Here is a 14,839-nt window from a genome sequence, read left to right on the forward strand (position 1 = left end):
AAATGGCAGGAAACAGTATTGGACAATTATTTAAAGTAACAACGTTTGGTGAATCTCACGGTATTGCTTTAGGGTGCACTGTTGATGGTGTACCGCCTAATATGAGTTTGACCGAAGCAGATATCCAACCCGATTTAGATCGTAGAAAACCGGGTACATCACGCTATACAACACCACGTAGAGAAGATGATGAAGTGCAAATTTTATCAGGTGTATTTGAAGGTAAAACCACAGGTACAAGTATTGGTTTAATCATTAAAAATGGTGATCAACGCTCAAAAGATTATGGGGATATTATGGATAAATATCGCCCAGGACACGCAGACTTCACCTACCAACAAAAATATGGTATTCGAGATTATCGTGGTGGTGGGCGTTCATCTGCTCGTGAAACTGCAATGCGAGTTGCAGCAGGGGCAATTGCAAAGAAATATTTGAAGGAACAATTTGGGGTTGAAGTTCGTGGCTATTTATCACAGATCGGTTCTGTGAAAATTGATCCGAGCAGTATTGCGGATATTCAGAAAATAGATTGGCAACAAGTTAATAGCAACCCATTTTTTTGCCCAGATCCACAAGCGGTTGAACAATTTGATGAGCTAATTCGAGAACTTAAAAAAGAAGGCAATTCAATCGGTGCAAAATTGACTGTAATCGCAGAAAATGTGCCAGTTGGATTAGGAGAGCCTGTATTTGATCGCTTAGATGCCGATCTTGCACACGCTTTAATGTCTATTAATGCAGTGAAAGGTGTTGAAATTGGCGATGGCTTTGGGGTAGTAGAGCAGAGAGGGACTGATCATCGTGATGAAATGACTCCTGAAGGTTTTTGTTCAAACCACGCAGGCGGTATTTTAGGTGGGATTAGTTCAGGGCAGCCAATAATTGCTCATATTGCTCTAAAACCAACATCAAGTATCACTATTCCTGGACGTAGCGTAAATCTTAACAATGAAGCCGTAGAGCTGATTACTAAAGGGAGACACGACCCTTGTGTCGGTATTCGTGCTGTACCTATTGCAGAAGCTATGGTAGCCATTGTTTTATTGGATCACTTGCTACGCTTTAAAGCACAGTGTCGTTGATTATAATAAAGCTAATTTTAATGATATTCCCCAGAAGAGTTAGGCTGATTTAATTTAGGCTGAGTTCTATATTGCACAGGACTCAGCCCTTTAATTTTAAAATGAACTAAACGTTGTAATAGCGAAAAATATCCCTTTTGGGCGGTGATATATTTGATCGATTTTTTATGGCTATTTCTACATCTGTTTAAATTGTTTGATTGCAAACTGTCGGCGTTTATCTAGCTCAGTTTTTATATTCGCTTTTTCAAAACCATCTGCGATAACATTTTGTACATCAATCTGGTTAGCGATAGCATAAAGTTGTTTGGCATAGTCAGCCTGTGGATATTCTCGCTGTTCAAAGCCTAAGCGTCCTTTACTGTCCGCTTCGCATACCAATAGAAAATCAAAGAAACGTTGTGGTTTACGCCATACATCTAATTTATTAAATAATTTAATTACTGTTTCGGGGCGGAGTTCCATTATTTTATGGATATGGGTATGAAATTCTGCTACCAATTTTGCAAATTCTTTACTATGAGTAGGTACTTTTAAACGACTTGCAAGTTTTTCGGTAGGGGCGATACCTTTATATTCGTGTCCATAATGGTGTGGAAGTATCTCTTTTGGTGTGAGGGCTTTGCCTAAATCGTGGCAGAGTGCCGCAAAAAGTACGCTGTCAGGATCATTAGCTTTATCCACTAATTTTTTCGCTTGTGCTAGCACTAAGAGTGTGTGAATACCTGAGTCAATTTCAGGGTGATGTTTTTCAGGTTGTGGCACCCCAAATAGTGCATTTACTTCAGGAAATAAAATCGCTAATGCCCCAATATCGTGTAGTATCTGAAAATAAATATGTGGTGATGGCGTATTAAAGGCTTTTTGTGTTTCTAGCCAAACTCGCTCGGCGGTTAAGTAATCTAACTCACCGCTTTTACTGATTTCTTTCATTAGCTGAAAGGTTTCAGGTGCTATTTGAAATCCAAGATGGTGAAAACGAGCTGCAAAACGAGCAACACGCAATACTCGCAATGGATCTTCACTAAAAGCTGGGGAAACGTGGCGTAGAATACGTTGTTCAAGATCGGTTATTCCCCCATAAAAATCGTGAAGGTTGCCATCTAAGTCTTGAGCAATCGCATTGATAGTAAGATCTCGTCGTAATAAATCTTCTGCTAAGGTAATATCGGGTGAGAAATTACAGAGAAAGCCGTTATAACCCTGCCCATTTTTTCGTTCTGTACGGGCCAGAGCGTATTCTTCTTTGGTTTTGGGGTGGAGAAATACAGGAAAGTCATTTCCTACTTGTTGATAACCTTCCGCTAATAATTGGGTAGGTGTTGTACCTACTACGAGCCAATCTCTGTCTGTGACTGTTAAGCCAAGTAGCTGATCTCGTACCGCTCCACCGACTAAATAAATATCCATTTTTTCCTATTTTTAATTGAAGTATATTGATTTTAATAGGGAGGCTGTAGCCCACACTACAAATTGATGCTGTTATCCGTTTAGACTAAATTCTCTCTTTGATGCCACCTAATTCTTCGGTCAGTTTTTCGGTGAATAAACGGAGTTCTTCACTCATCAATAAAAAGTCTGCATCAAAACGTTGGGCGACATCTTCTTTTAAAATATCATCATTTTTCTCACGAATATCATCGGCAAATTTAATCCGAGAAAGTGTTGCATCATCATTTAATACAAACGAAAAGTGATTTTCCCAATCTAATGCTAATTTTGTGACGAATTTACCCGCTTCTAAGTGAACATTGATCTCATCACTTTCTAAATCTTGGCGTTTACAGCGGATCACACTATCAGTATCAAAGGATTTTAATTCTGCTTCTTCTAATAAAGTAAGCCAATGTGGTGTATGCCCTTTAGCTAACCAATTTGTCATTGCATCGCTAGGTTGTTGTGCAAATGAAATAGGTACAACAGGTAGAGATCCTAAGGTTTTACGCAATAATGCAAGGGTATCTTCTGCTCGCTTACTTGATGCCGCATCGACATAAACAAGTTGGCGTTCTATATCTAGCCAAATCGCTGTAAACTGATGTTTGCTAAACGCTCGTGGTAGTAGCATTGCGACTACATCATCTTTAATTGCTTGTTTTTCGGTTTTCTTTAATTTACGTTGCTCTTTATGCTCAAGGCTCTCAATTCGAGCTTCCGTTTCTTTTTTAATAACTTGTGCTGGAAGTAATTTTTCTTCTTTATGGGAAACCAATAGAAATTGTTGCCCGATAGAAAAATGGAGTAATTCACTACTGGAAAGTGGATTAGACCAACCAAATTTGCTCATATCACTTTGTTGGCAAGGGGTAAATTTTGTCTGTTGTAACTGTGTTTCTAGCTCGCCACTAGTAAGTGTTAAGGGGCTAGTTAAACGGTAGATCATCACATTTTTGAACCAAAACATTTAGGAATCCTTATTGATAGCGTAGAATTGTGTTATTTTACGCTAACTCGTCTAATTTACAAAAAAGGAGAATATATGCAGCACAAGAAAATTGCTTTTATTGGTGCAGGTAATATGGCATTTGCAATTATTTCAGGCTTAGTGAAAAGTGGTTATCCTACTTCAAATATTATTGCTTGCAATAAAAGTAATCAGGCTCGCCGTCAAGAATTAGGCATAATAGGGATCAATGTTGAATTGACTAATCGTCAAGCGGTTGAACAAGCAGATGTGGTGATTTTAGCGGTTAAACCACAGATGATGGCAGATGTGTGTGCAGAGTTTGCCGATATTGATTTTAGCCCCAAATGGATCTTATCGGTTGCGGCAGGGATTTCAGTAGCTCGTTTAGAACAATTACTCCCTTCCGCTAAAAATATAGTACGTTCAATGCCGAATACGCCATCGTTAATTGGGGAAGGTTTGTCTGGCTTATTTGCAAAAAAATCGGTCGATCCTACCGCTTGTCAGTTTGCTGAAACATTGCTTTCAGCAGTAGGGCAGTGTTATTGGGTAGAAACTGAAGCACAATTAAACCAAATTATTGCAATCACAGGCTCAAGTCCAGCTTATTTCTTCCGCTTTATGGAAGCGATGCAACAATCGGCAATACAAATGGGCTTTAGCGAAAATGATGCCCGTTTCTTGGTACAATCTGTGGCGGTAGGGGCTGCTAAAATGGTGGTGGCTAATCCAACTCTTTCATTAGCAACGCTACGAGAAAATGTAACTTCAAAAGGTGGGACAACTGCACAAGCCCTAGCGGTGTTTGAACAGCATCAGTTGGCGGATACGGTCAATCAAGCAATGAATGCAGCGATTAGACGAGCAGAAGAGATGGAAAAATCGCTATGATTAAACTTACCCCTTTTCAATGGTCATCTTTTAACTTTTTTGGCTATTACGCAGCTTTTGGGGTGTTGTTACCATTTTTACCAGTATGGTTGCAACATCACCGCTATGATACCGAAATGATCGGCGTGCTGATTTCTCTTGGGTACTTATTCCGTTTTATCGGTGCAATGTATTTTTCTCGTGTAAGTAATCCGAATAAATTGATCCCACTTAACCGTTTTCTCACTTGGGCAACAGTGGTGATGTTAGGCATAATGGCGTGGGTAGTGGGTTCAATTTGGTTATTTTTACCCGTCATTGCGTTATTCCATATTTTTAATGGTGGTTCGATGCCGATTGCCGATACTATCGCTTCAACTTGGCAACAACAAATAGGCTTAGACTACGGCAAAAGCCGTTTATTTGGCTCCATTGCATTTGTGATAGGGCTAACCAGTACGGGCTATCTTATCGGTATATTAGGCGAAAGTGCGATTATTGGTATTTTAGCAGGTTGGCTTGTGTTTCTTGGTTTAGGGATAAGTAGTCGCCCAACTCAAGGATTTTGTGTAGCAGAAAATCCCCAAAATAAAGATAATCAGATGAGTTATTGGCAACTATTTAAAGTACCAAACACAATGAGAATGTTAATTGCAATTTCGCTAATTCAAGGATCTCACGCTGTTTATTACGCATATAGCACTATTTATTGGTCAAGCAATGGTATCTCAACACAAGGAGCAAGTTTATTATGGGGAGCTGCGGTTATTGCTGAAATTATAGTTTTTTTCTTTTCTCATAAGCTATTTAAAACGTGGAAAACTTATTATTTAATGCTGTTTTCAGCATTGGGTGCTGTTGTTCGTTGGATTACACTTGCTTCAACTAATGAAGTGATGATTATTGCACTGGCTCAAACATTACACGCAGTTTCTTATGTGGTTGGGCATTATGCAATGATCCGTTATATTTCGACTCAGCCCGTAAGTCATATTGCGAAGTTACAAGCTCTCTATTTTAGTTTAGCAAGCTGTATGGTGATTGCTTTATTTACCTTTATTGCTGGTTTTGTGTATCAATCTTCCCCAGTATTCAGCTTTTGGTTAATGGCAATTTTTGCTTTCCCTGCAATTTTTATTGCGCCAAGGAAACTTGAGACGAGAGTTTGATTTGTATAATCGATAATACTTTACAAGCGGTGCAATTTTGCAAATTTTTTGCAAGAACGCACCGCTTGTTGTATTTTTTCCTTGTAATTTTAAGGATTTTTGCTAAATTCCACAGGTTATTTTTCCATTAAAAACTGAAAAGGTTAAGCAATGAGCCAACAACTCGATTTAATTAAATCTTCAATAAAATCTATCCCTGATTATCCAAAAGCAGGCATTATCTTTCGTGATATTACCTCATTACTAGAAGTGCCAACAGCATTCCAAGCCTGTATTGATGCTATTGTGGCAGAATACAAAGATAAAGGTATTACAAAAATTGTCGGCACAGAATCTCGCGGTTTTATTTTTGGTGCACCAGTTGCATTAGCATTGGGTGTTCCTTTTGTATTAGTGCGTAAGCCTAAAAAACTCCCAAGAGAAACCATTGCCCAGTCTTATAGCTTAGAATATGGCGAAGATACTTTAGAAATCCATACGGATTCTATTCAAGCTGGCGATAATGTTTTAGTCATTGATGATTTGTTAGCGACAGGCGGTACAGTAGAAGCGACAGTAAAACTCATTCGCCGTTTAAATGGTAAAGTTGAAAATGCCGCTTTTGTGATTTGGTTACCTGAATTAGGCGGAGCAGAACGCTTAGCGAAAGAAGGAATCAAATCATTCACGTTAGTGAGCTTTGAAGGCCACTAATTCAGATAAATTAAGGTTGGCATAATGTCCTATCAAGTTTTAGCACGCAAATGGCGTCCACAACGTTTTAGTCAAGTTGTTGGGCAACAACACGTTTTATCCGCATTAGAAAATGGCTTGAGAGAAGATAGACTTCATCACGCTTATCTTTTTTCGGGAACTCGTGGTGTGGGGAAAACCTCTATTGCACGTTTATTTGCGAAAGGCTTAAATTGTGAAACAGGCATTACAGCTGACCCTTGTGGGCAATGTGCTAACTGTAAAGCGATTGAAGAAGGTCGCTTTATTGATTTAATTGAGATTGATGCGGCTTCTCGTACTAAGGTAGAAGATACCCGAGATGTATTGGATAACGTACAGTACAAACCAACGGTTGGGCGTTTTAAAGTTTATTTAATTGACGAAGTGCATATGCTTTCTCGTCATAGTTTTAATGCGTTACTCAAAACCCTAGAAGAGCCGCCTGAGTATGTTAAATTCTTATTAGCAACAACAGATCCACAAAAATTACCGATTACCATTTTATCTCGCTGTATGCAATTTCATTTGCGTGCATTAGATCCAAGTCAAATTCGCAACCATTTAGAATTTATCTTACAGCAAGAGCAAATTCCCTATGAATTGCCTGCTCTTGAAAAACTTGCAAAGGCGGCACAAGGTAGTATTCGAGATTCATTAAGTTTGACCGATCAAGCGATTGCGGTCAGTAATGCAAATATTACCTTGCCTGTTGTTAGTCAAATGCTTGGGCTAATTGATGATCATCAACCAATTGAACTGGTTCAAGCATTAGCTTTGGCAGACGGTGAAAAAGCAATGAATGTTATTCAAACGGTGGCAGAGAAAGGGATTGACTGGCAACAGCTATTAAGCGATGTGGCGGAAACTTTGCACCAAATCGCAATGTTACAACTATTGCCACATTCTGCGAATGAAGAAACTCCATTACACTTCTTAGCACGTCAATTGTCGCCAGAAGACGTACAATTTTTCTATCAGCTAATGCTAACAGGAAAAAAAGAGTTGCCTTTTGCACCTGAACAGCGTTCAGGGGTAGAAATGACTATATTGAGAGCATTGGCTTTTCACCCAAAAAATGTGGAGCAGGTAGCTTTTTCAACAGCTCAAACAAACCAACAGAATGTAACTTCGCAAAACAATGCACAACAAAATATCGCTCAGTTACGCCAACGTTTATCGCAAAATCAGCAAGTTACAGAACAGAAAACCGATATGGTTCAAAATGCACCAGTAACGCCAACATCTGATGCACAAGCGGTAAGAACAGAGCCAACATTTGCAACTACTACAAAAAGTTCATCTCAATCATCACAAGCAGATGTTGTAACTAGCACACAATCTGCACTGATGGCACTTAATGCGTTAAAGCAATTAGATGCTACTGATGAGCAAAAAAAAAAGTCTGAACCATTAACTTCACCAACATTACACACACAAACAGCCTCTAAACTAAGTACGAATAAAGGAAATTTACAGGAACGTTTTTCACAGATTGCAGCCGCAATGAGTGAGAAAAAACAAGTAGAAACGAGTAAAAATGTTAATGTAAGTAGAGAGACGGAAAATTCAACTTCAGATGAAGGTTATCGCTGGACGTGGCTAAATCCTGAGTTAGAACATCAAGAAGAACAAGCTAAACCGTCAGATATCAAACAAGCGATTTTACAAGAACGTACCCCCGAATTAGTGCGTAAAACAATCGAACTCTCTTGTCAGCAAGATGAATGGTGTGAATTGGTAAATCGTCTTAATTTAACAGGGCTAACTCGTCAAATTGCATTAAATAGTTATGTTGCTCATAAAGAACATAATCAATTTGAATTAGTGCTGAAACCCTCAATGGCACATTTGAATACCGATGATACTCGCCAACACCTGACACAAGCATTTGAGCAATTGGGCTTAACTTATCAGCTTCGTATTGGTGAGAGTGAACAGCATCAAACCCCGTTAGAGTTTCGCCGCACAATTTTTGAAAAAATGACCTATGATGCAAAACAAGCGTTATTAGCAGATGGTAAATTACAACTTTTACGCAATGCATTCGGGGCAACCATTGATGAATCAACGATCAGGGCGGTAGCAGAATAATGAAAGCATTAGAGATAAAGAATTTAGTTAAACAGTACGCCACAGGTGTACAAGCCGTCAAAGGCATTGATCTCACCGTAGAGCAAGGTGATTTTTATGCACTACTTGGACATAACGGTGCAGGAAAATCCACTACTATTGGAATTATCAGCTCTTTGGTGAATAAAACGAGCGGTACTGTGAAAGTCTTTGGTTACGATTTAGATAGCCAAAAAATCCAATTAAAACAGCAAATTGGCTTAGTTCCACAAGAATTTAACTTCAATCAATTTGAAAAAGTCATTGATGTATTACTTAATCAAGCGGGGTTTTATGGCGTTCCAAAAGCGGAAGCCTTAAAACGAGCAGAGTATTGGTTAAGTAAATTAGATTTATGGGAAAAACGAGAGAGCTTAACTCGAGAGCTTTCAGGGGGAATGAAACGTAGAGTAATGATTGCTCGTGCGTTAATGCATAATCCAAAATTGTTAATTCTTGATGAACCGACCGCAGGGGTAGATATTGAACTTCGCCGTAGCCTTTGGGATTTTTTGCGTGAGCTAAATCAACAAGGCACAACGATCATTCTGACGACCCATTACCTTGAAGAAGCGGAAACACTATGTCGCAATATCGGGATTATTCAGCAAGGTCAACTCATTGAAAATACATCAATGAAAACCCTATTAGCCAAGCTAGAAACAGAAACATTTTTGCTTGATGTTGCAGAAAAACGACCGCTTGTTATTGAAGGTTACCCAGTGAAATGGATTGATGAAAGCACCCTAGAAGTTGAAGTTAAACGAGAGCAAGGGTTAAATAACTTATTCCAACAGTTTAGCCAACAACAGATTGAAATTTTAAGTTTACGCAATAAATCTAACCGCTTGGAAGAGCTGTTTATGAGTTTAAAGTAAAGGAAACAAAATGATTGGTTTTTATACCTTAGTTGCAAAAGAATCAAAACGCATTTTACGCATTTGGCGACAAACATTAGTGCCACCGATTATTACCACTACGCTCTATTTTTTAATTTTTGGCACATTGATCGGTAAACGTATCGGCGATATGAATGGTGTAAGCTATATGCAGTTTATTGCACCAGGGTTAATAATGATGTCGGCGATTACCGCATCTTATACGAATAGTGCATCATCATTCTTTTTAAGTAAATTTGTGCGAAATATCGAAGAACTACTCGTATCGCCTCTTTCAACTCACACAATCATTTGGGGTTATGTAGCAGGGAGTGTTGTGCGTGGTGTGTTAGTTGGCATTTTAGTGACTACTGTGGCACTCTGTTTTGTTTCTTATGATATACACTCTTGGTTTGTGATTATCCTAACAATGTTGATGACCACTATCGCTTTTGGATTAGGTGGGCTAATCAATGCGGTCTTTGCCAATAACTTTGATGACATCGGCACAATTCCAACCTTTGTATTAACGCCTTTAACTTATTTAGGTGGGGTATTTTATTCCATCACATTGTTACCTGAATTTTGGCAGACAGTTTCACAATTTAACCCTATTGTTTATATGATTAGTGGTTTCCGCTATGGATTTTTAGGTATTAGTGATGTCTCTATTTACTACACCTTTGGCGTACTTTCACTCTTTATCATTGTGTTATACAGTTGGGCATATTCGCTAATCAATCGTGGTGTTGGGTTGCGATCTTAAATAAAGTTATTTTGCGTAGGGTGGGCTTTAGCCCACCATTTTGTCCATTACACCATTTTAAAGGATTATTCAACCCATAACGGCAATTGGATTTTAATTCGTAATCCACCTAGCGGGCTTTTTTCTGCGGTAACCATACCTTTATGTTGTTGGATAGCATTATATACGATGGCTAATCCAAGTCCTGTTCCCCCTGTTTGTCTAGCTCTGTCTTCTTCTACTCGATAAAATGGACGGAAAATTTCTTCATATTGATCATCGGGTACACCAGGCCCATCATCATCAATGATGATCACTAAGTCTGTTTTTTCAACATAAATAATAACTTTTATACAGTTTGTTGCATATTTTTTTGCATTACGAACTACATTTTCCACCGCACTAGATAAGGTTGCAATATTTCCATTGATATGGAATCGTTCAGGATGTGGAACCCTTACACTAACCAAAAAATCAAGATTATGTTGCTCTAATTCAAATTTAGCATCAGCAAAAATATCTTCCCAAATTTTATTAATTGTGAAAATTTCCCTGCGGAGATGTAAATCAACTTGTTGGCGAGAAAGTGATAGTAAATCGTGAATCATTGTATCTAATTTCTGTATTTCATTTTCGATACGAGTAAGTTCATTAGATTCACCATTACGGCGGCGAATGAGTGAAACTGCTAATTGCATACGCGTTAAAGGTGTTTTTAACTCGTGAGAAATATCAGAAAGTAGTCGTTGTTGATAGCTAGTCAATTTTTGCAGGGATAGAATCATTCTATTGAAACTTTTTCCTACTTGTCGTAATTCAATAATTCCTTCAGTTTCCAGTTTGGGATCTATCATTAAATTTCCTATTGCAACAGCATCGGCTGACATCCTTAGTGCTTTTACTGGCCTCGCTATTCGCAATGAAAGTCCAATCAATAAAGGGGTAAAAATAGCAAACAGAATAAGTAAAATTAGAATAGGGGAATCAAAAATAGCATTGATCACTTCTGTTTGTGGATCGACTTGATCAATGAAGTATTGATAATATTTTTTATCTTCAGAACTAACTAGAAATGGACCATAAATCTCAATTGTTCCAAAACGGCGTTGTAATGGCTCAAGAGGGTTATTAGCTTTAAAGATAAAGGCTCTTAATGTGTTTAGGTATTTTTTATTTACACCAACAATCGTATTAGTTTCTTGCTCAAAAAGAATTATATCAAACCCATTTGAGGTAACTGTTTTAAGGTTTCTATCAACAATTTCATCTAAATTATACTCTAATTGAGTATTTTGGCTTTCTTGATAAAAAAATCGTAGTTCTCGTTCTTTTATCGTATTAAAAATACGAGCATCAAATTTAGGCAAGGCTAAAGCAACGCTTAAAACTAATACGATCATTAAAGCAAAATAGGCAAAGATTTGAAACGCTAAATAATTACGTAGTGTTTTAAATTTATTCCATAAGTAAGCCATATCTAATTCCTAAATAAGTAAAAAAATCCCCCGTACAGGGGGATAATCAATTATTTGTCAGTTACAAGCAAATAGCCTCGACCTCGTAAGGTTTTAAACCAAGGTAGGTTATCATTACGTTCAGGTAGCTTTTTACGCAAATTAGAAATATGCATATCAATTGCTCTATCATAAGGTGTTAAGCGTTTACCTAGAATTTCAATACTCAATAATTCACGAGAAAGGATCTGCCCTGGGTTACGCATTAAAATTTGTAATAACGCAAATTCAGTCCCTGTAAGATCCAAGTCTTTACCTTCAAACATTGCCTGTTGGCGACCAGGGTGTAATTCTACGCCTCCAAAATTTAATAGTTTTCGTTCATTTTCTTCATCGGCAACATCAGTAAAGTTATCTTTTATCACTTTAGTTCTGCGTAAAATAGCTTTAATACGAGCAATAAGTTCACGATCATTAAAAGGTTTTGGTAAATAATCATCAGCCCCTAATTCTAAACCTAACACTCTGTCAATATCATCATCTCTTGCACTAAGCATTAGTACGGGTAAGTCATATTTTTGGCGAACTTGCTTTAAGGTTTCAATACCATTAAGTACAGGCATCATTACATCAAGTAGAACCAAATCATAGTGTTGCGTTTCAAGTTCTTTCAGGGCTTCTTGACCATTATGCACAACCAGAATATCAAATCCTTCCAATGACAATAATTCGGCTAGAAGCTCCGTTAATTCAATATCATCATCAACAAGTAAAATTTTAGGCATAGACGATTTCCCATTTTCAATTATAACAATTCATTACGCTATTTTAGCATTTCTTGACATTTTCGCCATTAAAGTTACTACTTTAACTAAAATTGTCAATTTATTCCATTGTTTTTATTTGATGCCAGATTAAATCTAACTCAGCAAGAGAGCATTGTTCAAGGCTTTTCCCTTGTTCTTTCACGTTTCTTTCAACCTGTTTAAAACGATTTTCAAACTTTACATTTGCATTACGCAAGCAAGTTTCGGCATCAATATTATGGTGACGACAAAGATTTACGCTAGCAAAGAGTAAATCCCCTAATTCTTCCGCTAATTTTTCGGGGTGAACTGGGGTAGCGTATAATTCTTCACGCACCTCTTCTAATTCTTCTTCCACTTTCGCTAAGACATCTTGTGGGTTATCCCAATCAAAACCAACTTTCGCACAACGTTTTTGTAATTTAGTGGCACGAGTTAAAGCAGGTAAAGCAAAAGGCAAGTCATCTAAAATAGATTGTTGCTGTTTAGCTGCTTTTTCTTTAGCTTTCTGAGCTTCCCAGTTTTGTAGGGCTTCTTCGCTATTGGTAGCTGATTTATCTCCAAAAACGTGTGGGTGGCGATAAATCAATTTTTCGTGAATGTCGCTTAGTACATCTTGAAAGGTAAAAGTGCCTTCTTCCTTTGCTAATTGACTAAAAAATACCACTTGGAGTAATAAATCGCCTAATTCTTCACGTAAAGCGGTACGATCTTTAGTATGAATTGCTTCTGCAACTTCATAGGTTTCTTCTAATAAACAAGGTACCATTGAATCAAAATTTTGTTTAATATCCCAAGGGCAGCCTGTTTTCGGATCTCGTAATTTTTCTACAACTTCTAAAAATTGTTCAATACTTACCATTTTATTCTCCCAAAGTAATAATGGTTTTATGTTACAATCTTTACATTTTAAAACATAACGCCTAAGGATTCACTATGGATTTAGCTTATCTTCAAAAAATGCCACAAGCAGAATTTACACAACGTCGTCAGCGAGTGTTTGAACAAATGCAAGATAATTCTGCATTGATTGTCTTTACCGAAACGGAAAAACGCCGTAATAGCGATTGTGATTATTTATTTCGCCCAGATAGCTATTTTTGGTATCTCACAGGCTTTATTGAACCTAAATCGGCGCTATTGTTAGTGAAAAAAGCAGGGCAGTGTGAAAGCATTATTTTTCTGCGTAAAAAAGATCCACTAATGGAAACTTGGAACGGTCGCCGCTTAGGGATTGAATTAGCCCCTACTACGCTAGAAGTTAATCAAGCCCACGATATTGAAGAAATTCAAGACATACTTACAAAAAAAATGGCAGATCTAACCGCTTGTTACTATGCTCGTGGTGTTCAAGAGTGGGGAGATGGTCTTGTATTTGCCAGTTTAGATGCTATCAAAGCTAAACGCCAAAAATACCCAACTACCTTAATTGATTGGCAACCAATGTTATCTGAAATGCGTCTATTCAAATCAGAAAATGAACTGGCTTTATTACAACAGGCTTGCCATATTTCTGCCCTTGCTCACGTTCGAGCAATGAAACAAACTCGCCCCAATCGCTATGAAATGGAAATAGAAGGTGAAATTCAATATGAGTTTTCTCGTTTTGGGGCACGTTTTGCCTCTTATAACCAAATTGTTGCTGGGGGGGATAATGCTTGTATTCTACACTACAATGAAAATGATCAAGTACTTCAAGATGGTGATTTATTGCTTATTGATTCGGGTGCAGAATTTGCAATGTATGCTGGGGATATTACCCGTACCTTTCCTATTAACGGAAAGTTTAGCCCAGCTCAACGTGAAGTGTATGAAATTGTTTTAGAAGCAATGAAAGAAGCTGCAAAATTACTTGTACCACAAGGTTCTATTTATCAAGCTAATGAGAAAGCTATTCGCATAATGACAGAAGGAATGGTTCGTTTAGGTATATTAAAAGGCGATGTGGATAAGCTGATCGAAGAAAAAGCCTATAAAGCCTACTATATGCACGGTTTAGGACATTGGCTTGGGTTAGATGTTCACGATGTTGGCGATTACGGTAATGAACGAGATCGACCACTTGAAATTGGAATGGTATTGACACTTGAGCCTGGGTTATATATTCCTAAAAGTGCAGATGTGCCAGAACAGTATAAAGGTATCGGTATTCGTATTGAAGATAACCTACTTATTACCGAATATGGCAATAAAAATCTCACAAGCGGAGTACCGAAAGAGATTGATGAGATTGAAGCGTTGATGGAAAAGCATTAAGGTTATATAAATTACTGTAAAGTTATTACAAAAAATAGACACATATCATACTTTATTTGTTAGAATGGAGTTGGATAGTGTAGTCTCCGAGGTCAGTTTAGGAAACTAAGCTGACCTTTTATATATCCAAAAAAATATAAATATAAAACTAGGTTCATTTGTAATTATACAAAATTACTGAGATTTGTAAGGTAGGTTTTAGTCCACCATATTTAAATCAAATCAATAAGTTACAAAATGGTGGGCTAAAGCTCGCTACTGCAAGTGAGTTTGTCAATAATCTGACATAACACCTAGTTATGATTAATTTTTTATTAAAGTAAAGTAGGATTGTTCGCATGAATAT

The 14,839-nt window shown here is 37.6% G+C and carries 13 protein-coding genes; 8 read left to right on the forward strand and 5 right to left on the reverse strand.

From position 1 onward, the window contains the following. Positions 1 to 2: 2 nt before the first annotated feature. The gene (gene aroC / locus ACWIW0_RS09495) at positions 3 to 1,085 is read left to right on the forward strand and encodes a chorismate synthase (protein ID WP_454453113.1); all 1,083 of its coding nucleotides are present in this window, start codon (positions 3 to 5) and stop codon (positions 1,083 to 1,085) included. A gap of 177 nt (positions 1,086 to 1,262) precedes the next feature. On the opposite strand, the gene ACWIW0_RS09500 is transcribed toward aroC, so the two are convergent. Continuing rightward, a complete protein-coding gene (locus ACWIW0_RS09500) occupies positions 1,263 to 2,495 on the reverse strand; it encodes a multifunctional CCA addition/repair protein (protein WP_454453114.1) in 1,233 nt (410 codons plus the stop codon). A gap of 85 nt (positions 2,496 to 2,580) precedes the next feature. Then, positions 2,581 to 3,489, reverse strand: coding sequence for a recombination-associated protein RdgC (gene rdgC / locus ACWIW0_RS09505; protein WP_454453115.1), 909 nt, complete (start codon positions 3,487 to 3,489; stop codon positions 2,581 to 2,583). 75 nt (positions 3,490 to 3,564) lie between these two features. Here rdgC and proC point away from each other — a divergent pair, with 75 nt between their 5' ends. From proC to ACWIW0_RS09535, 6 genes are all read left to right on the forward strand, one after another. Continuing rightward, positions 3,565 to 4,383 carry a pyrroline-5-carboxylate reductase gene (proC, locus tag ACWIW0_RS09510; protein ID WP_454453116.1) on the forward strand — a complete coding sequence of 273 codons (819 nt, stop codon included), beginning with the start codon at positions 3,565 to 3,567 and terminating at the stop codon, positions 4,381 to 4,383. Further along, a complete protein-coding gene (locus ACWIW0_RS09515; protein ID WP_454453117.1) occupies positions 4,380 to 5,531 on the forward strand; it encodes a 3-phenylpropionate MFS transporter in 1,152 nt (383 codons plus the stop codon). Before proC ends, ACWIW0_RS09515 begins: the two co-directional genes overlap by 4 nt. Before the next feature lie 150 nt (positions 5,532 to 5,681). Then, positions 5,682 to 6,224, forward strand: a complete 543-nt coding sequence (gene apt, locus ACWIW0_RS09520; protein WP_454445745.1) for an adenine phosphoribosyltransferase — start codon at positions 5,682 to 5,684, stop codon at positions 6,222 to 6,224. Between the two features lie 24 nt (positions 6,225 to 6,248). Continuing rightward, on the forward strand, positions 6,249 to 8,336 hold the full coding sequence (gene dnaX / locus ACWIW0_RS09525) for a DNA polymerase III subunit gamma/tau (RefSeq protein ID WP_454453118.1): 2,088 nt from the start codon (positions 6,249 to 6,251) through the stop codon (positions 8,334 to 8,336). After that, the gene (locus ACWIW0_RS09530) at positions 8,336 to 9,232 is read left to right on the forward strand and encodes an ABC transporter ATP-binding protein (protein ID WP_454453119.1); all 897 of its coding nucleotides are present in this window, start codon (positions 8,336 to 8,338) and stop codon (positions 9,230 to 9,232) included. Before dnaX ends, ACWIW0_RS09530 begins: the two co-directional genes overlap by 1 nt. A 10-nt stretch (positions 9,233 to 9,242) precedes the next feature. After that, on the forward strand, positions 9,243 to 9,998 hold the full coding sequence (locus ACWIW0_RS09535; protein ID WP_454453120.1) for an ABC transporter permease: 756 nt from the start codon (positions 9,243 to 9,245) through the stop codon (positions 9,996 to 9,998). Positions 9,999 to 10,063: 65 nt separating this feature from the next. On the opposite strand, the gene cpxA is transcribed toward ACWIW0_RS09535, so the two are convergent. From cpxA to mazG, 3 genes are all read right to left on the reverse strand, one after another. Next, entirely contained in the window at positions 10,064 to 11,452 is a 1,389-nt protein-coding gene (gene cpxA / locus ACWIW0_RS09540; protein ID WP_454453121.1) for an envelope stress sensor histidine kinase CpxA, read from the reverse strand. Between the two features lie 50 nt (positions 11,453 to 11,502). Further along, positions 11,503 to 12,216: a response regulator gene (locus tag ACWIW0_RS09545; protein WP_454453122.1), complete on the reverse strand. Its 714-nt coding sequence runs from the start codon at positions 12,214 to 12,216 to the stop codon at positions 11,503 to 11,505. Positions 12,217 to 12,316: 100 nt separating this feature from the next. After that, positions 12,317 to 13,099 (reverse strand): nucleoside triphosphate pyrophosphohydrolase, encoded by a 783-nt coding sequence (mazG, locus tag ACWIW0_RS09550; RefSeq protein WP_454453123.1) that lies wholly within the window; start codon positions 13,097 to 13,099, stop codon positions 12,317 to 12,319. Positions 13,100 to 13,173: 74 nt separating this feature from the next. Here mazG and pepP point away from each other — a divergent pair, with 74 nt between their 5' ends. Beyond that, a complete protein-coding gene (gene pepP / locus ACWIW0_RS09555; RefSeq protein WP_454453124.1) occupies positions 13,174 to 14,493 on the forward strand; it encodes a Xaa-Pro aminopeptidase in 1,320 nt (439 codons plus the stop codon). Positions 14,494 to 14,839: the final 346 nt, after the last annotated feature.

The organism is Ursidibacter sp. B-7004-1 (assembly GCF_053654055.1).

Bases quoted from the DNA above. Each gene is read 5' to 3' on its own strand.
- aroC (WP_454453113.1), top strand. From the start codon at position 3: ATGGCAGGAAACAGTATTGGACAATTATTTAAAGTAACAACGTTTGGT.
- ACWIW0_RS09500 (WP_454453114.1), bottom strand. From the start codon at position 2,495: ATGGATATTTATTTAGTCGGTGGAGCGGTACGAGATCAGCTACTTGGC.
- rdgC (WP_454453115.1), bottom strand. From the start codon at position 3,489: ATGTTTTGGTTCAAAAATGTGATGATCTACCGTTTAACTAGCCCCTTA.
- proC (WP_454453116.1), top strand. From the start codon at position 3,565: ATGCAGCACAAGAAAATTGCTTTTATTGGTGCAGGTAATATGGCATTT.
- ACWIW0_RS09515 (WP_454453117.1), top strand. From the start codon at position 4,380: ATGATTAAACTTACCCCTTTTCAATGGTCATCTTTTAACTTTTTTGGC.
- apt (WP_454445745.1), top strand. From the start codon at position 5,682: ATGAGCCAACAACTCGATTTAATTAAATCTTCAATAAAATCTATCCCT.
- dnaX (WP_454453118.1), top strand. From the start codon at position 6,249: ATGTCCTATCAAGTTTTAGCACGCAAATGGCGTCCACAACGTTTTAGT.
- ACWIW0_RS09530 (WP_454453119.1), top strand. From the start codon at position 8,336: ATGAAAGCATTAGAGATAAAGAATTTAGTTAAACAGTACGCCACAGGT.
- ACWIW0_RS09535 (WP_454453120.1), top strand. From the start codon at position 9,243: ATGATTGGTTTTTATACCTTAGTTGCAAAAGAATCAAAACGCATTTTA.
- cpxA (WP_454453121.1), bottom strand. From the start codon at position 11,452: ATGGCTTACTTATGGAATAAATTTAAAACACTACGTAATTATTTAGCG.
- ACWIW0_RS09545 (WP_454453122.1), bottom strand. From the start codon at position 12,216: ATGCCTAAAATTTTACTTGTTGATGATGATATTGAATTAACGGAGCTT.
- mazG (WP_454453123.1), bottom strand. From the start codon at position 13,099: ATGGTAAGTATTGAACAATTTTTAGAAGTTGTAGAAAAATTACGAGAT.
- pepP (WP_454453124.1), top strand. From the start codon at position 13,174: ATGGATTTAGCTTATCTTCAAAAAATGCCACAAGCAGAATTTACACAA.